This window comes from Sphingobium fuliginis (assembly GCF_015074805.1).
In the GTDB taxonomy this organism is placed as follows: Bacteria; Pseudomonadota; Alphaproteobacteria; order Sphingomonadales; family Sphingomonadaceae; genus Sphingobium; species Sphingobium fuliginis.
In genome coordinates this window covers 236768-258002 of record NZ_CP060037.1, presented here as the reverse complement: position 1 = coordinate 258002, position 21235 = coordinate 236768, and the positions used below count along the sequence as shown (strand labels likewise).

At 62.3% G+C, this 21235-nt stretch carries 18 protein-coding genes and 1 pseudogene; 11 read left to right on the top strand and 8 right to left on the bottom strand.

Features of this window, described 5'->3' with window-relative positions:
- Positions 1 to 8 precede the first annotated feature (8 nt).
- Complete coding sequence (locus H5V43_RS22660; protein ID WP_025552194.1) at positions 9 to 1397, top strand: phospholipase D-like domain-containing protein; 1389 nt, start codon at positions 9 to 11, stop codon at positions 1395 to 1397.
- A 754-nt stretch (positions 1398 to 2151) separates the two neighbouring features.
- On the opposite strand, the gene istB is transcribed toward H5V43_RS22660, so the two are convergent.
- The 6 genes and pseudogenes from istB to H5V43_RS22630 form a co-directional block, all read right to left on the bottom strand.
- Entirely contained in the window at positions 2152 to 2880 is a 729-nt protein-coding gene (gene istB, locus H5V43_RS22655; protein WP_025552193.1) for an IS21-like element helper ATPase IstB, read from the bottom strand.
- A pseudogene (gene istA / locus H5V43_RS22650) lies at positions 2867 to 4381 on the bottom strand (IS21 family transposase). The gene istB and the pseudogene istA overlap by 14 nt, the downstream one beginning before the upstream one ends.
- A 79-nt stretch (positions 4382 to 4460) precedes the next feature.
- A complete protein-coding gene (locus tag H5V43_RS22645) occupies positions 4461 to 5285 on the bottom strand; it encodes an IS3 family transposase (RefSeq protein WP_242495903.1) in 825 nt (274 codons plus the stop codon).
- On the bottom strand, positions 5258 to 5605 hold the full coding sequence (locus H5V43_RS22640; protein WP_037484504.1) for a transposase: 348 nt from the start codon (positions 5603 to 5605) through the stop codon (positions 5258 to 5260). The genes H5V43_RS22645 and H5V43_RS22640 overlap by 28 nt, the downstream gene beginning before the upstream one ends.
- A gap of 138 nt (positions 5606 to 5743) precedes the next feature.
- The gene (locus tag H5V43_RS22635; RefSeq protein WP_025551216.1) at positions 5744 to 7672 is read right to left on the bottom strand and encodes an AMP-binding protein; all 1929 of its coding nucleotides are present in this window, start codon (positions 7670 to 7672) and stop codon (positions 5744 to 5746) included.
- Positions 7669 to 8562, bottom strand: a complete 894-nt coding sequence (locus H5V43_RS22630) for a DMT family transporter (RefSeq protein ID WP_244968721.1) — start codon at positions 8560 to 8562, stop codon at positions 7669 to 7671. Before H5V43_RS22630 ends, H5V43_RS22635 begins: the two co-directional genes overlap by 4 nt.
- Before the next feature lie 197 nt (positions 8563 to 8759).
- Here H5V43_RS22630 and H5V43_RS22625 point away from each other — a divergent pair, with 197 nt between their 5' ends.
- From H5V43_RS22625 to H5V43_RS22580, 10 genes are all read left to right on the top strand, one after another.
- Positions 8760 to 10124, top strand: coding sequence for an aromatic ring-hydroxylating oxygenase subunit alpha (locus H5V43_RS22625; protein ID WP_025551213.1), 1365 nt, complete (start codon positions 8760 to 8762; stop codon positions 10122 to 10124).
- 41 nt (positions 10125 to 10165) lie between these two features.
- A complete protein-coding gene (locus tag H5V43_RS22620; protein ID WP_025551212.1) occupies positions 10166 to 10690 on the top strand; it encodes an aromatic-ring-hydroxylating dioxygenase subunit beta in 525 nt (174 codons plus the stop codon).
- Positions 10691 to 10726: 36 nt separating this feature from the next.
- The gene (locus H5V43_RS22615) at positions 10727 to 11824 is read left to right on the top strand and encodes an NAD(P)-dependent alcohol dehydrogenase (protein ID WP_025551210.1); all 1098 of its coding nucleotides are present in this window, start codon (positions 10727 to 10729) and stop codon (positions 11822 to 11824) included.
- Between the two features lie 106 nt (positions 11825 to 11930).
- Positions 11931 to 14636 (top strand): pyruvate, phosphate dikinase, encoded by a 2706-nt coding sequence (ppdK, locus tag H5V43_RS22610; protein ID WP_052816770.1) that lies wholly within the window; start codon positions 11931 to 11933, stop codon positions 14634 to 14636.
- 12 nt (positions 14637 to 14648) lie between these two features.
- Entirely contained in the window at positions 14649 to 15611 is a 963-nt protein-coding gene (locus tag H5V43_RS22605) for a dihydrodipicolinate synthase family protein (RefSeq protein WP_025551208.1), read from the top strand.
- A gap of 20 nt (positions 15612 to 15631) precedes the next feature.
- On the top strand, positions 15632 to 16645 hold the full coding sequence (locus H5V43_RS22600; RefSeq protein WP_025551206.1) for a ketopantoate reductase family protein: 1014 nt from the start codon (positions 15632 to 15634) through the stop codon (positions 16643 to 16645).
- A 22-nt stretch (positions 16646 to 16667) separates the two neighbouring features.
- Complete coding sequence (locus H5V43_RS22595) at positions 16668 to 17735, top strand: tartrate dehydrogenase (RefSeq protein WP_013834073.1); 1068 nt, start codon at positions 16668 to 16670, stop codon at positions 17733 to 17735.
- Between the two features lie 38 nt (positions 17736 to 17773).
- A complete protein-coding gene (locus H5V43_RS22590; protein WP_025551204.1) occupies positions 17774 to 19096 on the top strand; it encodes an LLM class flavin-dependent oxidoreductase in 1323 nt (440 codons plus the stop codon).
- Between the two features lie 54 nt (positions 19097 to 19150).
- Complete coding sequence (locus tag H5V43_RS22585) at positions 19151 to 19438, top strand: DUF1330 domain-containing protein (protein WP_013834075.1); 288 nt, start codon at positions 19151 to 19153, stop codon at positions 19436 to 19438.
- A gap of 26 nt (positions 19439 to 19464) precedes the next feature.
- Complete coding sequence (locus H5V43_RS22580; RefSeq protein ID WP_025551201.1) at positions 19465 to 19896, top strand: BphX family protein; 432 nt, start codon at positions 19465 to 19467, stop codon at positions 19894 to 19896.
- A gap of 38 nt (positions 19897 to 19934) precedes the next feature.
- Here H5V43_RS22580 and H5V43_RS22575 read toward each other — a convergent pair whose 3' ends face one another.
- A complete protein-coding gene (locus tag H5V43_RS22575) occupies positions 19935 to 20519 on the bottom strand; it encodes a recombinase family protein (RefSeq protein ID WP_052816771.1) in 585 nt (194 codons plus the stop codon).
- Between the two features lie 121 nt (positions 20520 to 20640).
- Positions 20641 to 21108 (bottom strand): hypothetical protein, encoded by a 468-nt coding sequence (locus H5V43_RS22570; RefSeq protein WP_052816769.1) that lies wholly within the window; start codon positions 21106 to 21108, stop codon positions 20641 to 20643.
- Positions 21109 to 21235 lie beyond the last annotated feature (127 nt).

The window sequence follows — 21235 nt, the reverse complement described above, 5'->3', positions numbered from 1 at the left end:
CAGGACCGATGACACAGGCCAAGGCGAGCGTCGCCAAAGTCATCGAGCGCAATCTTCACCAGCTCTCCCGGACGCGCGGCTTCCTCGCGGCGGAGCCGGGATTCGCCGTCATCGATGGCACGCTCGTCCGCGAGCCGGCGATCGTCGCCTATGTGCGCCGCTGGCTGCCGCCGGAAAGCCTGCTGCCGGAGGAACGGCTGCCGGAAGCGGTCGAAGGCGTCCGCATTGATGTCGTCCAGGCTGACCCGTGGAAGGCGCTGGAGCTCGCGCAGGACCGCCTGCCCGTTGCGGCCGGCCTCGATGCCGCCGCTGCCTCGGCCCTGCGCTATGAAGGAATCGAGGGCGATCCCATCGACGAAGAGGTGACCTTCCATGGAACACTGGTCTGTCATGCCGGCCCCGACACCGGCTGGACGACGCTGCAAGGCTTCCTCGGCGGCGTCGAGGAGCGGCTCACCGTTGCAATGTACGACTTCTCGGCCGACTACATCGCCAATGCCCTGATCGACGCCGTTACGGCGGCCAACGCTGAGGTTGCCCTCACTATTGACGATGACCTGCGCGAGAACCTCGGAGACGGGGAGGAAAGCATTCAGGAGCGGCTCGAAAGCCGTCTCGGCGCCCGCTACAGCGCCTCGATCATCTTCTGCAACTCCAGCCGCCGCTTCCCCTCCGCCTACCATCCCAAGGTCGCGGTCCGCGACGACACGGTGATGTGGCTATCGAGCGGCAACTGGTCCCCGGCGAGTCAGCCTCCACTCGACCCGCTCGGCAAGCCCGCCGATGCCCGCACAATGTTCCGGCGCGGTAACCGCGAATGGCATGTTATCGCTGAGGATGCGGGGCTCGCCCAGCTGTTCCAGCGCTACATCCTCCACGACAAGGCCATGGCTGACTCCGACAATGCCGCAGAGCCCGGCACCTCGCTCGCGATGCCCGACCTCTTCGTCTCGATCGACGAGCTGGCAGATCGCGCAGCGCTCGATCTGGCCGCTCCGCCCGAGCCGGTCGCGCCAGCCAGGCTTCCCTCGGCGCCCCGCCCGATCCGTATTCAGCCTCTGCTGTCACCCGATAACTATGCGCGGCGTATAACCGAATGGATCGAGGGCGCTGAGCGCAGCCTCTATCTTCAATACTCCTATATCAAATGGAGCGACCTCGGCATCGACGCAGGCCTGAAGCACGTGCTCGCGCACCTTGCCGAGCGCTCGCAGGACGAAGATTTCGACCTGCGCATAATCATCGGCGACAGCTCGGCGCGCGAGAATGCGCGGCTGCTCGCGCAGAACGGCTTCGACGAGAGCTGCCTTCGCGCGCAATCCAAGATTCACAACAATGTTATCGAATATCTGCGCGATTTCATAACTTTACGCCCAACCGCGCACAGGTCTCCCTAGAGCGTTTGGCGTGAAATAGGAATCGGCGGGGATTCCCATGCCAGGCAAATTATGATTCATTCGCTGCTGGAGGTGGATGATTGGAAAAGCCTATTCGAGCGATCTTCGGGAACGGATTTCAGCGCATGTATCAGCGGGTTATTCGCGGCGTGATGCAGCGCGGCGTTTTGGGGTTAGTCCAAGCTGTGCCGTTAAACTCGCACAGAGGGTTTCAAAGACGGCCCAGCTTCCCCTGCCAAACAGGGACGCCCACCAGGTGCCGGTAAGCTCGCTCCGTACGCCAGCATATTGAGCCGCTGGGTTGATGAAAAGTCAGACATCGCGATGGCCGAACTGGCTCCGAAGCTAAAAGCCCATAGTGGTCTTGAAGTTCATCCGGCATCGCTGTCACGGGCGCTCCTTGCTGCGGGCTTTCGATATAAAAAAGCCCTGATGGCGTCGGAATGCGGACGCGATGATGTGGCCCAAGCCCGTCGGCGTTGGCGCCTGGATCGACAACCACGCATGCGCGAGGAGCGGCATCGGCTTCACTTCATTGATGAGACAGCTACCACGACGGAGATGACAAGGTTACGTGGCCGTGCCCTGCATGGCAGGCGTCTCAAGTGTCAATCGGCGTGCAAACGGGACCCCCTTTCAAGGATGGCACGACTGTCAAGGAACGCGCCTTGCGCTGCGCGCGGCGTAGGGAGGGCGGAGCCCGACCGGAGGCGCGCGCAGCGCAAAGCATCTTCATCCTGACCTGCGGCGAGGATCAGTTTCGGTTCTTGAAGCGCCAGCTGTCATTGCCGGTTTCGATGATGTCGCAATGATGGGTGACGCGATCGAGGAGAGCGGTGGTCATCTTGGGATCGCCGAACACGGTCGGCCATTCCCCGAACGCCAGGTTGGTCGTGATGATGACGCTGGTTTGCTCGTAAAGCTTGCTGACGAGATGGAACAGCAACTGCCCGCCTGAACGGGCGAATGGCAGATAGCCAAGCTCGTCCAGAACCACGAGATCGAGCCGAGAGAGCTGGGCGGCAAGCGCGCCGCTTTTGCCGATCCGGGCTTCCTCTTCGAGGCGGGTCACCAGATCCACGGTGTTGAAGTAACGCCCCCGCGCCCCGGCGCGAACGACATTGGCGGTGATGGCGATGGCCAGATGGGTCTTGCCGGTGCCGGTGCCGCCGACCAGGACAATATTGCGCCGTGCGGGCAGGAACGCGCCACCGTGCAGCGAACGGACCAGCCCCTCGTTGATCGGCGTCCCTTCGAAGCGGAACGCATCGATATCCTTCACCACCGGCAGCTTGGCGGCCGCCATCCGGTATCGGATCGAGGCCGCGTGGCGGTGCGTTGCTTCCGCGCGCAGCAGATCGGTCAGTATCTCCATCGTTGTGCGCTGACGCTGGAGGCCCGTGGTGACGGCCTCATCGAACGCGCCGGCCATCCCCTTGAGCCTAAGCCCGCGCATCGCGTCGATCATGTCATGCCGCTGCATGGAAGTTCCTCAGTTGGTCGTAACGGGCACAGTCAGCGATCGGCGGATGCCGCAGGGTATTGTCCTCTGAAGTGACGATCGTCAGCGGTCGCGGCGGTTCGCGGCGCCGTGCCAGGATATTGAGGATCAGATCGTCGCTCGCCGTGCCGGTCGCCAGCGCCTCCCGCACGGCGGCCTCGACGAGTTCCAGGCCGTCGGTCAGCACGGCCGCCAGCACGCGCACGAACCGCCGGTCAGAATCATCGCCGTTGCCCAGCTTGCGTCGCAACCGCGCCAAGGCTGGCGGCAACTCCCAGTCCTGGAAAGGGGCGCCGTTGCGTAAAGCGCCGGGCTTGCGGGCCAGCACCGGCAGATAGTGCCAGGGATCATAGATGGTGCGGTTCCGCCCGAAGAAGCGGGGATGCTCGGCGACGACCTCATCGCCGCATCGCACGACAATGCGGTCGGCATAGGCCCGAACCTGCACCGTGCGCCGCGCCACCGTCGAGAGGACCGAGTATCGGTTGCGATCGTAGCTGATCAGGCAGGTGCCCGACACGCCGTGCTCGCTCTCGTTGAAGCCATCGAACGGCCCCAGCATCGACTGTAATGCAGGGCGTTCCATCTCCAGCATCTGCGCCACGGTCTGGTCGCCCTGCTCAGGATGGGCTTGTCGTTCGGCCCAGCGCCGGCACTCAGCTTCCAGCCAGCCATTGAGCTCCTCGAGGCTGGCGAACCGCAGACGGGGCTGGAAGAAGCGCCCTCGGATGGTCTGCACCTGGTTCTCGACCTGGCCCTTCTCCCAGCCCGCCGCCGGCGAGCAGGCCGTGGGCTCGACCATGTAATGGTCGGCCATGATCAGGGACCGCCGGTTGAACACCCGGTCCTTACCGGTGAACACGCTCGTCACCGCCGTCTTCATATTATCGTAGATGCCGCGCCTGGGCACGCCGCCGAAAAAGGCAAAGCCGCGCGCATGCGCGTCAAACAGCATCTCCTGGGTCTCGCGTGGATAGGCTCGGACATACACCGCCCGCGACGCGCACAGCCGCATGTGCGCGACCTTTACCCGCATCGGCTTGCCGGCGATCTCGACATCCTCGTGGCTCCAGTCGAACTGGTAGGCCTCGCCGGGCTGGAACAGCATCGGAATAAAGGCCGTCGTCCCGTCGCCGACATCCCTGCGCCGCTCGATCTTCCACCGTGCCGCATAGCGGCGCACGGCATCGTAAGAGCCCTCGAAACCCTCATGCACCAGAAGGTCGTGGATATGGGGCATCCGAAGCCGGTCACGCCGGCCCCGTACCTCGTTCTCTTCCAACAGCACATCCAGCCGATCCTGAAACGGACCGATCCGCGGCAGCGGCTGAACCTTGCGTCGATAATCAAATGCGCCTTCAGGCGCTCGGATCGCCTTGCGGATTACCTACCGCGACACATGCAGATCACGCGCGATCGCCTTGATCGCCTTCCCGCCGGCATACTCACGCCGGATACGAACCACTGTCTCCAAAACCAACATCCCGATCTCGCCGCATGAACTTCCACGCGACTGTGTAAGCTATCGAAATATGGAGTGGGCCCCTGGGGTCGGACAGGTATCAGGCCGCGGATTTGACCATAGTTTTGGTGTGTAACTCCTCAAACTGCACCGGGCTCAAATAGCCCAGAGCGGAATGCAGTCGGCGTTCATTGTAGACGCGGTCGATGAACGGTGGAAGATGGGTGGCGACATCCTCGAAAGTCTCGAACGCCATCGGGTAGACCGCCTCGACCTTGAGCGTTTTCATGAAGCTTTCCGCCTTGGCGTTATCGTAAGGATTTCCGCGCCGGCTCATCGATCCGGTAATGCCATTGGCTGCCAGCAGCGCACGGTAGGAAGCGGCTGCGTACTGGGATCCACGGTCCGAATGATGAATGAGGCCCGGTGAGGGCTGCCGACTTGCGATAGCAGTTTCAAGCGCGGCAATGGCGAGGCGGGCATCGATCGACCGACCGATGGCATAGCCAACCACCCGCCTTGACCATGCGTCTAGGATGATCGCCACATAAGCAAAGCCACTCGCAATCGCGACATAGGTCAGATCTGCGACCCAGAGCTGATCCGCACCTGTCAGAGCGACGTCCTTTGCCAGGTCCGGGAAGATCGGCAGATCGTGATCACTGTCAGTCGTTGCGACATATCTCCGCCGTCTCCGCGGCTGAAGGCTGTGTTCCCGCATCAAACGCTTGATGCGCTTATGATTTGCGCAGATGCCCTGGTGCTGAAGGGCCGCCCGTACGCGTCGCCAGCCATAAGCCTCAAACTCATCGCAGATCGCCATGATTGCGGCCAGCAGATCGGCTTCGTCAACCCGCTTCACCCGCCCATGATAATAGGTTGAACGTGCGATACCCATCAGTCTGCACCCCTGGGAGACGGAGATGCCAAGGGGCCGGTGATGACGGATGTAGTCCCGTTTCTCGGCCGCGGTGCGCTTTGCAGAGCCCCCTTTAGAAACTCCAGTTCGAGAGCCTGCTTGCCTACCAGGCGTTCCAGCGCGGCGATGCGGGCCTCATATTGCTGGATGAGATCAGCCGCTTGCGCGTCATCGTCGAACTCGCCCGCCTCATACTTCTCAATCCAGACCCGGATCAATTGGCGAGAAACGTCATGACGCTTGGCCAGCCCATGCAATGTTTCGCCGCCCAGATATTCCTGAACGACCTGACGTTTGAACTCCATGCTGTGGGAACGGTGTCGCATTGGCTTTTCTCCAAAAGCCAAACCCACGGTCAATCATTATGGTCCCACCTGTCCGACCCCAGGGGCCCACTCCATAACGGGGTTCTTTTTTGCACGCCGATCCACACTAAACGGTCAAAAAATCGTGATGCGGGTCAATCACTTGCCGGAGTTTGGCGGATGAGGGTCATTAAATCCACATTTTTCCCGATAAACAACCGCAATCTTGGCCGGCGTTTCTGGCTCGTCAATTGTCGCGGGGATATCAAAGGGTTCGCGGTTCACAATCTTGCGGAGCAGGCTACGCAAGATCTTGCCAGAACGGGTCTTGGGCAATTGCTCGACGACCAGCACCGCCTTCATCGCCGCGATCGCACCAAGCTCGCTACGCACGGCAAGGACAGAGCGCTCGGCTATGCCCTTATCTGCCGCAAAACCAATCTGCGGGGTGACGAAAGCAATCGGTACCATACCTTTGAGGTCATCGTCCGCACCGACGACGGCGCATTCAGCGACACCTGGTTGCCGCGACACGATCTCTTCCATTTGTCCGGTCGACAGCCGATGACCGGCGATGTTGATGATGTCGTCGGTTCGTCCCATGATGTGCATGAAGCCCTCACTGTCGCGAAAGCCTGCATCACCGGTTTCGTAGTATCCAGGGAACGTCTCGAAATTCCGGACAAACGTGGCGTTGTTGTTCCACAGCGAACGGAAAGTGCCGGGCGGCAGCGGGGTCTTGATCACAATATTGCCGCTTGCCTTGTCGGGCAGAGCAAATCCTTCGTCGTCGAGGATGGCGAACTGATATCCTGGCACCGGAAAGCCAGCGCTGCCAGGCTTGCGGCGCAAATCCCCCATCGCGAAGCACGAGGCGATGGCCGGCCAGCCCAGCTCGGTCTGCCACCAATGATCGATCACCGGCAAAATGCTTTCCCGCTCCAACCAGGCGATCGTTTCCGGGTCCGCGCGTTCGCCGGCCAGAAACACCGCACGGCACGCGCCGACGCCGATCTCCTTCAGGTACCGGGCATCGGGATCCTCCTTGCGGATCGCCCGAATCGCGGTCGGCGCGGTGAAGAAACTCTTGACATTATGGCGCGCTATGGTCCGCCAGAACGTGCCGGGATCGGGTGTGCCGACAGGCTTGCCTTCGAACAGGACAGTCGTGGCCCCAACCAGCAGCGGGGCATAGACGATGTAGCTATGCCCCACCACCCAACCGACGTCCGAGGCTGCCCAGAACGTGTCCCCTGCCCCGATGCCATAGATGTTGGCCATCGACCACGCCAGGGCCACGGCGTGTCCGCCATTGTCGCGCACCACTCCCTTGGGAGTTCCTGTGGTGCCCGAAGTGTAGAGGATGTAGAGCGGATCGCCGGAGGCGAGAGGAACGCACGGAGGCGCCGGCATATCGGCGGTCCTCCGCCGCAGATCGTGCCAGTCAATGTCACGGACGGGCATCAAGTCCGCGGTTAGCTGTTCGCGCTGGACGAGGACGACATGCTCGACCGAGTGGGCGGCAAGGACCAGCGCTTCATCGACCATCGGCTTGTAGGCAATGGTGCGGCTGCCTTCGATTCCGCACGAAGCGGTGAGCACCAGTTTGGGAGTGGCATCGTCGATCCGCTTGGCCAGTTCGGGTGGGGCGAACCCGCCGAACACAACGGAATGGATCACACCGAGCCGCGCGCAAGCCAGCATCGCGAAAACCGTCTCGGGGATCATCGGCATGTAGAGGATTACCCGATCCCCTTTTTTCGCGCCGAGGCTCGCCAGCATCGCCGCCGTACGTTCGGTTTCATGCAGCAGTTCGCGGTAGGAGTAGCGGCGGATGGTTTCGGTCACGGGGCTATCATAGGCTAGCGCCACCGCATCGCCGCGTCCGGCCTGGACATGCCGGTCGAGGCAATTGTGGCATGTGTTCATGATGCCTTCGGGAAACCAGCCCATGCTTTGGTCGTACGCGCGCGGCGGATTTTCGACCCAGTCGATCGCCTTTGCGGCCTCGAGCCAGAATTGGTCAGGGCGCCCCGCAGCCCACCGCACCGCGCCATCGTAGGCCACCGCCCCGGTCTCATCACTCATGGTTTCCGCTCTCCCCTCTTTTCTGTCTGCCCCGCCGCTACTCGGCGCGAAACGAATATCGCGGCCACCACAATGGCCGCACCGACCATGTGATAGGTTTCAAGTCTCTCTCCCAACAGCAGCACCGCCAGGAAAACGCCGAACACCGTGGGGAGGTTCATGTAGACGCCAGCCCTTACTGAACCGATCAGCACCACCACGCGGTTGAAGAAAGCATAAGCAATCAGCGAGGGAAAGATGCCGACATACAGCACCGCGGCAACCACTTCAATTTGCGGCACGGCGATTCCACTATCGGCCAGGCTGACGAGGAAAGGGACAGCCAATGTTCCTATGCCGACGGCGAACAGCACCGCGAGCAGAGTCATGTGGTGTATGGCGGGCACCTTGCGCAAGAACGTCGCGTAGGCCGAGTAAAGGAAGACCCCGGTCAGGGCGAGCAAATCGCCATGGTTGAGCCCGCCAAGATGCAACGCGAAAGGCTGCCCTCTGGTCACGATCCAGACGACTCCGGTAAAAGACAGCGCCGCACTGGAAGCCAGCAGCGGTCTGATCCGCTCCCCGAACAGAATGCTCGGCATGACCAGAGTCATGATCGGCATGGTCGATTGCAGCAGCAGGCTGTTGGTGGCTGTGGTGAGTTGCAGGCTCCAGTAAACGATAAAGGCGAACACCCCCACGCCGAACACGCCCAGCACCGCCAGCAAGCGCCAGGACTCGCGCAGGACCCGACGATCGGCCACGACGTGCCGCCAGGCAAAGGGCAGAACGAACAGCAACGCGACCACCCAACGCCAAAAGGCCAGCGACAGGGGAGAAAGCAAGTCGCGCGCCGCCCGGCCGACGATGGGGTTCAAGGCCCAGAACAGCGAAGCAAGCGAAAGCAGCAAGAATGGTGAATTCCACAGGTAACGCGGGGCACGCCGCCAGCCTGGAGAACCGTTGGCAGCACCCATCAGAACGAGCGGCCCGGCTGTCTCAATCCCACTTGCGCAGTATCGGCATTTTGCATATCGTGCATCGCATTGCCCTTAGCGCACGGATCTGCCGAATACAATCGCAGGTCGTGAAAACCGGAGAAAGAGCCATGAGCGGCGACACCACACTCGTAGACACGGTCAATTCCAGCCAGTCCCGCCAGGTTTTCTGGGACAAGGATGTCTACGATCTTGAAATTGAGCGGATTTTTTCCCGCGCATGGCTGATGCTCGGCCACGAATCGCTTGTGCCCAAGCCGGGCGACTTCATCACGACATACATGGCCGAAGACAAGGTCATCCTCTCGCACCAAAGCGACGGGACGTTTCGCGCCTTCATCAACTCTTGCAGCCATCGCGGCAACCAGATCTGTCACGCCGACAGCGGAAATGCCAAGGCGTTCGTCTGCAACTATCATGGCTGGGTGTTCGGACAGGATGGATCGCTGGTCGATGTCCCGCTTGAGTCGCGTTGCTACCACAACAGCCTCGACAAGGATGCGTTGGCGGCAAAGTCAGTTCGAGTCGAAACCTATAAGGGTTTTATTTTCGGTTGCCACGATCCCGAAGCGCCTAGCCTCGAGGACTATCTTGGTGAGTTCCGCTTCTATCTCGATACCATCTGGGAAGGCGCCGGCGGCGGCCTGGAATTGCTCGGACCTCCGATGAAGAGCCTGCTCCAGTGCAACTGGAAGGTACCGACCGAGAACTTCATCGGCGACGGTTATCACGTCGGCTGGACACATGCCGCCGCGCTCGGCCAGATCGGCGGCGAGCTGGCAGGCCTTTCGGGCAATCGCGCGGACATTCCCTTCGACGATCTTGGGCTGCAGTTCACGACCCGTCATGGCCACGGCTTCGGGGTGATCGACAACGCAGCGGCCGCAATCCACGTCAAGCGCGAGGGCTGGACCAAATATCTCGAGGATACGCGCGGCGAAGTGCGCCGCAAGTTCGGTCCGGAGCGCGAACGGCTCTATATGGGGCATTGGAACTGCTCGATCTTCCCCAACTGCTCGTTCCTCTACGGGACCAACACCTTCAAGATTTGGCATCCGCGCGGACCGCATGAAATCGAGGTATGGACCTATACCATGGTGCCACGTGATGCCGATCCAGCTACCAAGAGCATGATCCAGCGCGAAGCGATCCGCACCTTCGGCACCGCCGGAACGCTGGAAAGCGATGACGGCGAAAACATGTCTTCGGCAACCTACATGAACCGTGGCGTGATCACGCGCGATGGCAGAATGAACTCCACGATGGGGGCCGGCTACGAAGGACCGCATCCGGTCTATCCCGGCATCGTCGGAATCAGCTTCATCGGCGAAACCTCCTACCGGGGCTTCTACCGGTTCTGGAAGGAAATGATCGATGCCCCGGATTGGGCGAGCGTGAAAGCAAACGACGACACTTGGGATTCGGTCTTCCCGAACCGCACTTTCTGGACTGAAAAGCTCGACGCCGCCGAGTGAGCGCCAGCGCCGATCCAAAAATCGAGAATTACGGAGAGAACATGTCGTCCGAACAAATACCGGTGACGCCGGATGTGCACTATGCCGTCGAGGCACACTATCGCGCCGAGGTCAGACTGTTGCAGACCGGGCAGTACCGGGAATGGCTGCACGGAATGGTCGCCGAAGACATCCATTACTGGATGCCGATCTACGAACAGCGCTTCGCAAGGGACCGGCGCCCGGACCCGACGCCGGACGATGCGGCGATCTACAATGATGATTTCGGAGAGCTCAAGCAGCGCGTCGAGCGGCTTTATTCAGGCCAGGTCTGGATGGAGGATCCGCCATCCAAGATCCGGTACTTCGTTTCGAATGTCGAAGCTTTCGAAGCCGGCAACGGTGAACTGGACGTCCTGTCGAACATCCTTGTCTACCGCAACCGCCGCCAGACCGAGGTCACGGTCCATACGTTGGGGCGCGAGGACAAGCTGCGCCGGGACGGCAATGGTTTCAAGGTCTTCCGGCGCAAACTGATCCTCGATGCGAGAGTCACGCAAGACAAGAATCTCTATTTCTTTTGCTGATAACGCGCGATTTGGCGCAAAACCGGGAGAAAATGCATGGAAGCCTACGCCGCGATCATCGAACGCCAAGGCGGGGAATTCGTCCTCGATGACGTATCGATCGAGGACCCCCGCGATGGTGAGGTGCTCGTAAAGGTTGCCGCGGCGGGCATGTGCCACACCGACCTGACTGTCCGCGACCAATACTATCCGACCCCGCTGCCGGCTGTGCTCGGCCACGAGGGCGCGGGCGTTGTCGAAAAGGTCGGACGCGGCGTTTCCACTGTCAAGCCAGGTGACAAGGTGGTCCTGTCGTTCAGCTACTGCGGCACCTGCCCGTCATGCCTCAAGGGGCATCAGGCCTATTGCCCCAGCCTGTTCCCGCTCAATTTCATGGGCCGCAGGCTCGACGGATCGACCCCGATCACGCGCAACGGCGAGGACGTGAACGCCTGCTTCTTCGGCCAGTCCTCGTTCGCGACCTATTCGATCGCGAGCGAGAACAATTGCGTCAAGGTTGCCGACGACGCGCAGATCGAATTGCTCGGCCCGCTGGGCTGCGGCATCCAGACCGGGGCGGGCGCAATCCTCAATTCGCTGCAGCCGGCTCCGGGTTCGTCGATCGCCATTTTCGGCGTCGGCTCGGTCGGTCTCAGCGCGCTGATGGCCGCCAAGTCTTCGGGCTGTCTCAAGATCATCGCGGTCGATCGCAATCCGGCTCGGCTCGAAGTCGCGCGCGAACTCGGCGCAACCGATGTCATCGATGCCTCGACCACAAATGCCCAGGAAGCGATTGTCGCAATGACGGGCGGCGGCGCGGACTATGCGATGGATACGACCGCGATCCCGCAAGTGCTGCGTTCGGCGGTTGAAAGCACCCACAACATGGGGGAAACCGCAGTCGTGGGCGGCGCCAAGATGGGCACCGAATTTTCGCTTGATATGAACAACATCCTGTTCGGCCGCAAGCTGCGCGGGGTAGTGGAAGGCTCCAGCACGCCGCAGGTGTTCATCCCGCAGCTGATCGCGATGCAGAAGGCCGGCCTGTTCCCATTCGAGAAGCTCTGCTCGTTCTACGATTTCGATCAGATCAACCAGGCTGTCGAAGACACCGAAAAAACCGGCAGCGCGATCAAGGCCATCCTCCGGATGTAACGACCGCGTTCGCCAGCCGCCTTGCCGCCCGTGTGGCGGCAAGGCGCGGCATGCCCGGGGACATGTTTGGCAAGAGCGGCACATTCCGCGGGGAAACTAGCAGCAAATGAAAACCGTCTACACGTTCGGCCCCGGCATTTCCCATGATGACTCGCGCGCCCGCGACAAGGCGGTAGTGGGCGGCAAAGGCGCCAATCTCGGCGAGATGGCGCGAATCGGGTTGCCTGTCCCACCCGGCTTCACCATCACAACCGAAGAATGCCTTCATTTCCTGCGCGATCGCCACAGCCAGTCAGCGCGCCTCGATGGCGAAGTCAGGTCGGCGCTGACCCATATCGAGCGCACGGTGGGCAAGAGGTTCGGCGATCGGCACGATCCCTTGCTGGTATCGGTTCGTTCCGGCGCCCGGGTCTCGATGCCGGGCATGATGGACACGATCCTCAACCTGGGCCTCAACGACCAAACGGTGCGTGGCTTGGCTGCTTCGTCTGGCGACGAGCGGTTTGCCTGGGACAGCTATCGCCGCTTCGTCCAGATGTACGCAAGCGTTGTGCTCGGGATCGATCACGCGCGGTTCGAGGACGCGCTGGAAAAGGCCAAGGAAGATCGCGGCGTCTCGCAGGACGTGGACCTGAGCGCCACCGATCTTCGTGACTTGATCGGCGAGTTCTTCGGCATCGTCGAGGCCGAACGCGGCGCTCCCTTTCCGCAGGACGTCGACGAGCAGCTTGCTTCCGCAATCGCTGCTGTATTCGAATCCTGGGAATCCGATCGCGCCAAGGTCTATCGCCGCCTCAACGGCATCCCTGGCGAATGGGGAACGGCGGTCAACGTCCAGGCGATGGTATTCGGCAATCTCGGCGAAACCAGCGCGACGGGCGTCGCCTTCACCCGCAATCCGGCAACCGGGGACAAGGCCTATTACGGAGAATGGCTGGTCAACGCCCAGGGCGAGGATGTGGTCGCCGGGATCCGGACGCCGCAATATCTGACGCTCGCAGCCCGCACGGCCGCCGGTGCCAAGCTGCCGTCGATGGAAGAGGCGATGCCCGCGGTCTTCACGGAGCTCGCCCGCCTGTTCGAGCTGCTCGAGCTGCACTATCAGGACATGCAGGACATCGAATTCACGGTCGAGCGCGGCAAGCTCTATATCCTGCAGACCCGCTCCGGAAAGCGCACGGCCAAAGCCGCGCTGAAGATCGCCGTCGATATGGTCGAGGAAGGCCTGATCGCCGAGGAAGCGGCGATCAGGCGGATCGATCCGGCCTCGCTCGATCAGCTTCTGCATCCCACGCTCGATCCCGACGCGCCACGGACCCTGCTGGGATCGGGGCTTCCGGCTTCGCCGGGGGCTGCATCGGGCGCGGTCGTGTTCGACGCCGATACGGCTGCGGTGCGCGCCGAACTGGGGGAAAACGTCATCCTGGTCCGGCAGGAAACTTCGCCGGACGACATCCATGGCATGCATGTCGCTCGCGGAATTCTGACTGCCAGGGGCGGCATGACCAGCCATGCGGCGGTCGTCGCGCGGGGCATGGGGCGCCCTTGTGTCTCGGGGGCGTCGAGCCTGGCGATCGATTACCAGGCGCGCTCGGCGGAGATTGACGGCGTACGCTTCGCCGAAGGTGACCTGATCACGATCGACGGCAGCACCGGCGAGATTTTCCAGGGCGCCCTGCCAACCGTGATGCCTGCGCTTGACCGCGAATTTGCGACGGTGATGGCCTGGGCCGATCGGCATCGCCGCATGAAGGTGCGCACCAATGCCGAAACCCCGGCCGATTGCCAAGTCGCCCGCCAGTTCGGGGCAGAAGGCATCGGCCTGTGCCGCACCGAACACATGTTCTTCGACGGCGAACGCATCAACTTCATGCGCCAGATGATCCTGGCCACGAACGGGGCTGAGCGGCTCGTCGCGCTCGATCGGTTGTTGCCTGAACAGCGCAGCGATTTCGCCCGGATTTTCGAGATCATGCAGGGGCTTCCCGTTACGGTGCGGCTGCTCGATCCCCCACTCCATGAGTTTCTTCCCCATTCCGAATCGGAATTCACCGAGCTGTCCTCCGCGGTCGGCATCGGCGTGGATCAGCTCAGGCGCCGGGCCGAGGAACTGGCCGAGTCCAATCCGATGCTCGGCCACCGCGGCTGCCGCTTGGGCGTGGTCTATCCGGAAATCTACGAGATGCAGGCCCGCGCAATCTTCGAAGCGGCCTGCGCGGTGAGCCGGGAGACCGGCCAACCGGTCGTGCCGGAAATCATGATCCCCCTCGTCGGCACGGCCCGCGAACTCGACATGCTCAAGCAGATTGTGATCGGTGTGTCGGAAGCGGTCTTCGCGGAGCAGGGATTGACGGTTGAATTCACCGTCGGGACCATGATCGAATTGCCTCGCGCCGCGCTGGTGGCGGACGAAATCGCCAAGGTTGGCGAGTTCTTTTCGTTTGGCACCAACGATCTTACCCAGACCACGCTGGGCATCAGCCGGGACGATGCCGGACGGTTTCTTGGCAGCTACATCGACAAGGGCATCTATGCCACGGACCCATTCGTTAGCATCGATGTCGACGGGGTCGGCAAGCTGATTGCGATGGCCGCCGGTCTGGGCCGCGAGGCCCGCGCCGACATCAAGCTGGGGATCTGCGGTGAACACGGTGGCGATCCGGCCTCGATCGCATTCTGCGACCGGGTCGGCCTCGATTATGTCAGCGCCTCTCCGTTCCGCGTTCCCATCGCGCGCCTTGCCGCTGCTCAATCGGCGCTGGCCGCTACCCAGCGTGGCACACAACCAACAGCACAACAAGACAAAGGGTGAAGGAGACGAACTGTGGACTACGATCGCAAGGACGCCAAGAAGTGGGCCACCGAGAAAGTCCGGGGGTTCTACCAGTGCCCGATCACCCCGATGACCGCCGACCACAAGTTCGACATCGACGGGATTCGCTACAACATCGACAAATACGTCGAAATGGGCCTTGATGGCCTGGTTGTCGGCGGCTTCATCGCCGAATGCTGGAACGTCACCCCGTCCGAATGGATGCGCTATCACGAGATCGTCGCCGAGGCCAACGCCGGGCGGCTCGACCTCTGGACGATCATCCTCGACCCGTCGGTCCACCTCGCGCTCGAAAAGATGCAGTTCGTCGAGAAGCTGGGTTTCAACGGCGCCGAGGTCATCAACCCGGTCGTCCAGCTGCGCACCGACGACGAGATTTTCGCCTGGTTCCTGTATCTGACCGATCGCAGCAACATGGCGGTCTGCCTCTACCGCACCCCGGTTTCGGGCACGGTGCTGAGCTGGAACCTGATGCGCCGCCTGGCCGATCTCGAAACCGTGATCGGGGTCAAGCAGGGTGCGCTCAACCGCGCCGAGACGATCAAGATCCGCAGCCTGATGCCCGAAGGCTTCAACACCATGGAGCCGTTCGAGTATTTCTTCCTCGAAGACCTCCGGCTGGGCGGGACGGTGTGCTGGGGCGAACTGTCGTTCATGCTCTATGGCAAAAAGCGCCACCTCGCGCGCGACTACATCAACCTCGCCCACCAGGGCAAATGGGAAGAGGCCCGCACCAAGTGGGAAGGCCTGCACGACGTCCGCGAATATTACCATGACCAGTTCGTCTGGGATATCGCGCGCACCGCGACCTATGCTTCGGCGCTGGCGAACATCAAGGCATGGTATGAGGCGATCGGCCTCAAGGCCGGCCCGATCCTGCCGCCGGTCGCGGACGTGACCCCGCAGAAGAAGGAAGAGATCAGGGCCAAGCTCATCGAGCTCGGCATCGCCTGATCGGACGCGGGACATCGGCAATGACCAGGCAACTGCACTTCTGCATCCACGGCGCGGGCGGACTTGGTTCCGTCAGCGGCGGCTTCCTGGCCCGCGGCGGGCACAAAGTGACGCTGATCGCGCGCAAACCGCATGTCGAGGCAATCCGCCAGGGCGGTCTGCAAATCGAAGGGGTGCGGGCGCAGTTCGTGCAGCGCGACAACCTGATCGCGGTCGAAACCCCGGCCGAGGTCGAGGACGCGATCGACTATTACATCCTGCTGACCAAGGCGAAGGGCACCGATCAGGCGCTAGCCGACGCGGCGGTGCTGGTTGACCGGACAGCCTGCGCCCTCACCTTGCAGAACGGGGTTGGCAAGGAAGGTAGGCTGCAGGCCGTGTTCGGCAAGGACAAGGTGATCGGCGGGTCGATCATGGACGGCGCAACCCTGCTCGGACCCGGCCGCGCGCTCAACCACATGGCCGTCCCGGTAACCGCCTATTTCGGCGAACTGGGAGGCGGGGAAAGCGATCGCACCCGGACAATGGCCGAGGCGCTCGACTCGGCCGGGATGGGGTCCCGCTCGACTGCCGACATCACCCATGTCCATTGGGAAAAACTGGTCCAGGTCGGAAGTGCTTCATCGTGGAGCGCCAGCACCCTGGGCGGCATCAAAGAGCTCGATTTTATCGACGGTGTGGCGGTGCGCGAAGGCGCAGCCCAGTATGTCCTGATCGTCAAGGACCTGCTGGCGATCTACAAGGCGCTGGGGTACGAACCGCAAAATTTCTTCGCGCCCGTCTCACGGCTCGTCGAGATCAACGGAGAAAGCTTCGACGAAGCGCTCGCCGGGGTGATGGCCATGGTCGGCCGGTTCAAGCCGGAGAATCGCCCGGTGCGAACCTCGATGCACGATGACCTGGTGGCAGGACGGCGCATGGAGGTCGACGAAATTCTGGGACCGCTCGCCGAGGCCGCCGAACGCCTCGGCGTCGATGCGCCGACATTCCTGGGGGCTTACCGGGTCCTCAAGACCCTGAACACCTACCTTTGACCTTTCGGCACGGGAAGCCCGCTTGAACCGCTATACCATAGCCAATATTCCCGGCGACGGCATCGGCCGCGAGGTTCTGCCCGCCGGGGTGCAGGTCTTGTCGGCGGTCGCGCAGCGATGCGGCTTCGCGCTCGAGTTTCGCGACTTCGACTGGAGCTGCGAAACCTATCTCGCCACCGGGAAAATGATGCCCGATGACGGGCTCACCCGGCTTGCCGATCATGACGCAATCTTCCTTGGCGCGGTCGGTTACCCGGGGGTGCCCGATCACGTCTCGCTGTGGGGCCTGCTGCTGCCGATCCGGCGCGAATTCGATCAATATGTCAATCTCCGACCGGTGCGGTTGCTGCCCGGCATTCGCTCGCCGCTGCGCGACAAGAGCACCGGCGATATCGACTTCTGGGTGGTGCGGGAAAATTCGGAAGGCGAATATTCCCAGATCGGCGGCCGCACCGGCACCGGCGAGGATGAAATCGTCATCCAGCAGGCAGTATTCACCCGCCGCGGCACCGACCGGATCCTGCGTTACGCCTTCGATTTCGCGCGCAAGCTTGGCCGGCCGCATGTCACCTCGGCCACCAAGTCGAACGGGCTCTACCATTCGATGCCGTTCTGGGACGAGCGTTTCGCGGCGATCGGCGCGGAATATCCCGGGATCGCCACCGACCAGTACCATATCGACATTCTGGCCGCCCGCTTCGTGATGTCACCCGAACGGTTCGACGTGGTGGTCGGATCCAATCTGTTCGGCGACATCCTGTCCGATCTCGGTCCCGGCGTAACCGGGACGATAGCGGTCGCGCCGTCGGCCAATCTCAATCCGTCGCGGCGCTATCCGTCGATGTTCGAACCGGTGCACGGATCGGCTCCGGACATTGCCGGCCAGGGCATTGCCAATCCGATCGGACAGATCTGGTCGGGGGCGATGATGCTCGACCATCTGGGAGAAGCGGAAGCCGCAGCGATGGTGCTGGCCGCGATCGAAGCGGTCCTGCGCGATCCGCAAGCAGTCCTGACCCCCGATCTGGGCGGCAACGGCAGTACAGCGGTCCTGACCCGCCAAATATTGGAAAAGCTGCAGGGAAGGTGATCCCCGGCAGTCTTCGCGAGCCTGAAGGAACAAAACGCATGAGCCTGCAACGTCAGCTTCACCTCGGCGCGTTCATGCGGCCGGTCAGCATCCATACCGGCGCCTGGCGCTACCCCGGGGCAATCCCGGATGCGAATTTCAACTTCGCCGCGATCCGGCAATTCGCGCGCAAGCTGGAAGCAGGCAAGTTCGACGCCTTTTTCATGGCTGATCATCTCGGGGTCCTGAACATGCCGGTCGAGGCGCTGCGGCGCAGCCACACCGTCACCTCGTTCGAACCCTTCACCCTGCTGTCGGCGCTGGCTGGCGCCACCGAACGGATCGGGCTGGTCGCCACTGCCTCCACCACCTTCGACGAACCCTTTCACGTCGCGCGCCGCTTTGCCTCGCTCGATCACCTCAGCGGCGGGCGGGCCGGCTGGAACGTCGTCACCACGTCCAACCCCGAGAGCGCCAAGAATTTCGGGTTCGAGGTGCAGCCCGATCATTCCGGCCGCTACGGGCGCGCCCGCGAATTCTACGACGTCGTGACTGGCCTGTGGGACAGCTTCGCGGAAGACGCCTTCGTCTGCGATGCGGAAAGCGGCATCTATTTCAATCCCGCGCGGATGCACGTGCTCGATCACAAGGGCCCGCATTTCTCCGTTCGCGGGCCGCTCAACATTGCCCGCCCTCCGCAAGGCTGGCCGGTCATCTTCCAGGCCGGTGCGTCGGATCCTGGACGCCAACTTGCCGCCGAAACCGCCGAAGTCGTCTTTGCCGCCGGTTCGAATCTTGCCGCCGCCAAGAGCTTTTATTCCGATGTGAAAGGGCGGATGATCCCGATCGGACGCAATCCCGATCATCTCAAGATCCTGCCCGCCGCGCTCGTCGTTGTCGGCGACACGGTCGAGCAGGCCAAGGCCAAGCGCGCTCACCTGGACAGCCTGGTTCACTATGAAAGCGGGATTCACTCGCTGTGCGGCATGCTCGATCACGATGTTTCGGGGTTCGACCCCGATGGCCCCCTCCCCGAAATACCCGATACCAACGCCAGCAAGACCTCTCGTGAAATGCTGGTCACGCAAGCCCGACAGTACAACCTCACCATCCGCCAGCTCGCCGCGAAAGCCGGCAGCTATGCCGGGCTCGCCTTCGTCGGCACTCCGGCTTCGATCGCCGACGAGATGGAGCAATGGCTGGAGGAGCGCGGTTCGGACGGGTTCGTCGTGATGTTCCCCTATCTGCCGGAGGGGCTCGACGATTTCGTCGATCGGGTCGTGCCCGAATTGCAGCGCCGGGGCATTTTCCGCAAGGACTACCAAGGCACGACCCTGCGCGATCATTTCGGGTTGCCGCGCCCCGGCAATCGATTTTTTTGACGCGGCGAACCGAAAGCCGCAGACCAGACCGCTAACGACACGGAGGGAACAACCATGGCCGCCTATTTCATCGCTTCCGTCACCTCGCACGACGATGGCTGGGTTGCGGACTACCAAGCCAATGTTCCGCCGATGGTTGCGCGGTTCGGCGGCGAACTGATCTGCCGCTCCAACCAGTTCGAACGCTTCGAAGGCGAAGGCGCGGCGCCGCACTATACGGTGATCATCCGCTTCCCTGCGATGGCGGATGTCCAAGCGTTCATGGCCTGCCCCGACTATGCGCCGTTCAAGGTTGCACGGATCGCCGGCGCAACGTCCGACATTTTCGCGGTCGCCGACTGACCGGCGCAGCCTTTGGAGATCGAACCATGCAAAGCCTGCGCATCTTCTTCATCGCCAGCGGAATCTGGTACCTGTGCAATCTGGTCCTGCTCTGGCCGCCGGTCTATGCAGGGGCCCTGTCCCTGATCTATCCGGGAATCGATCTGGGCCAGGGCCAGCCGGTGTTCGATCTGCTGCTCGATGCCTGGCTGATCGTCGGGATACAGCTGGCCGCGATCGGTATCGTCGCCCTGTGGGGCGCGCGGCAGCCGTGGAAATACATCGCGCTGGTCCCGGTGATCGTGCTAACCGAAGCGGTCGGCGCGGCATGGGACATCTACAGCCTGTTGTGCAGCGGCGAGGCGGAATGGGTCGTCTTCACAACGCTGGCGGCTCATGCTGTGATCGTACTCGGAGCCTGGTACACCTGGACTGCGGCGCACCGGGAAAAGGCGCAACAAGGCGCAGTGACCTCATAGGTTGAAAAACGGCCAAGGCGAAGAACGGACGCGGAACGTTATGGAGTTCGCGCGGCGTCTTTGACGGCGAAGTTGTTGACGATGCGACTGATGGTGGCGCGATGGACGCGGAAGAGGCGGGCGATATCGGCTGTCGATCTGCCAGCGGTGAGCATGGTGATGACCTCGGTCTGTTGGTGGGGCGAGAGCTTGGGTTGTCGGCCGCCACTGCGCCCCTGGGCACGCGCCGAGCGCAGGCCAGCCTGCGTTCGTTCGCGCACCATGGCGCGCTCGAACTCGGCGAACGAGCCCAGCATTTGCATCATCATGCGACCGGATGCCGTTGTGCTGTCGATATTTTCGGTCAGCGAGCGGAATCCGGCGCCGGCCTTTTCGACGCGGTCGAGGATAAGCAGCAGATCTTTCAGCGACCGCGACAGCCGGTCAAGTTTCCAGGCTGCGAGAACATCACCGGGCTCGAGACGGTCGAGCAGTCGGTGGAGTTCCGGTCGATCCCAGCGGCCGCCCGAGGCATGTTCTTCGTAGACCCGGGTGCAGCCCGCGGCTTCGAGTGCTTCGATCTGCGGGGCGGTATCCTGGTCTTCGGCCTTGGACACGCGAGCATAGCCAGCAGCTTGGGTGATGCTGCATTTATCTGTTGCTTTTGCATGTCGTTTGGCAACAGCTTTGTGCGACGAATAGCGCGTTGTTTTTGCTGGACCGGTCTGGATGCTGCGCAAACGACCGTTTGCGCGCGTTCGTTCCTCATGACTGGCATCCGCGATGTCGCGGCTTCAGCCCCGTGCTTCTTTCGGCCAGCCAGTCGATGGCGCCCGGGATGGCACGCCAGGCGGCGCCGTTTTCCTCGACATAAGCGGTCGCCTCATCCTCTCCGCCCATACTGATGTAGCCGTCGCGAGAAGGAACGAGGCGTTTGAGGCCGGCCAACATGGCAGGCACATGCGAGTTGCTCTCCCAGGCTTCCCGGACAATCGCCGGACCGCGCGGGTCCTGTTCGCGATAGGCTATCAGCGCCAGCGTGTAGGCCCAGGCGGCACTTCCATCTCCTTCATACTGGCGCAGTAGCACCTTCAGCCCAGCGAGATCGTCGCGCTGGAGCAAGGCGCTTGCCAGCAGGTAGCGGATGCCCTGATTGTCATTGGGATTGAGGATCAGCATCGCGCGATAATGGTCGATCGCCGCCTGCTGCTCGCCCGTGAGCCATAATGTCATCGCCAGTCCTGCTCGCGCCCGCATATAGGGTCTGGTCTGTCAATCGGCGTGCAAACGGGACCCCCGATTGGAGTGGGCCCCTGGGGTCGGACAGGTGGGACCATAATGATTGACCGTGGGTTTGGCT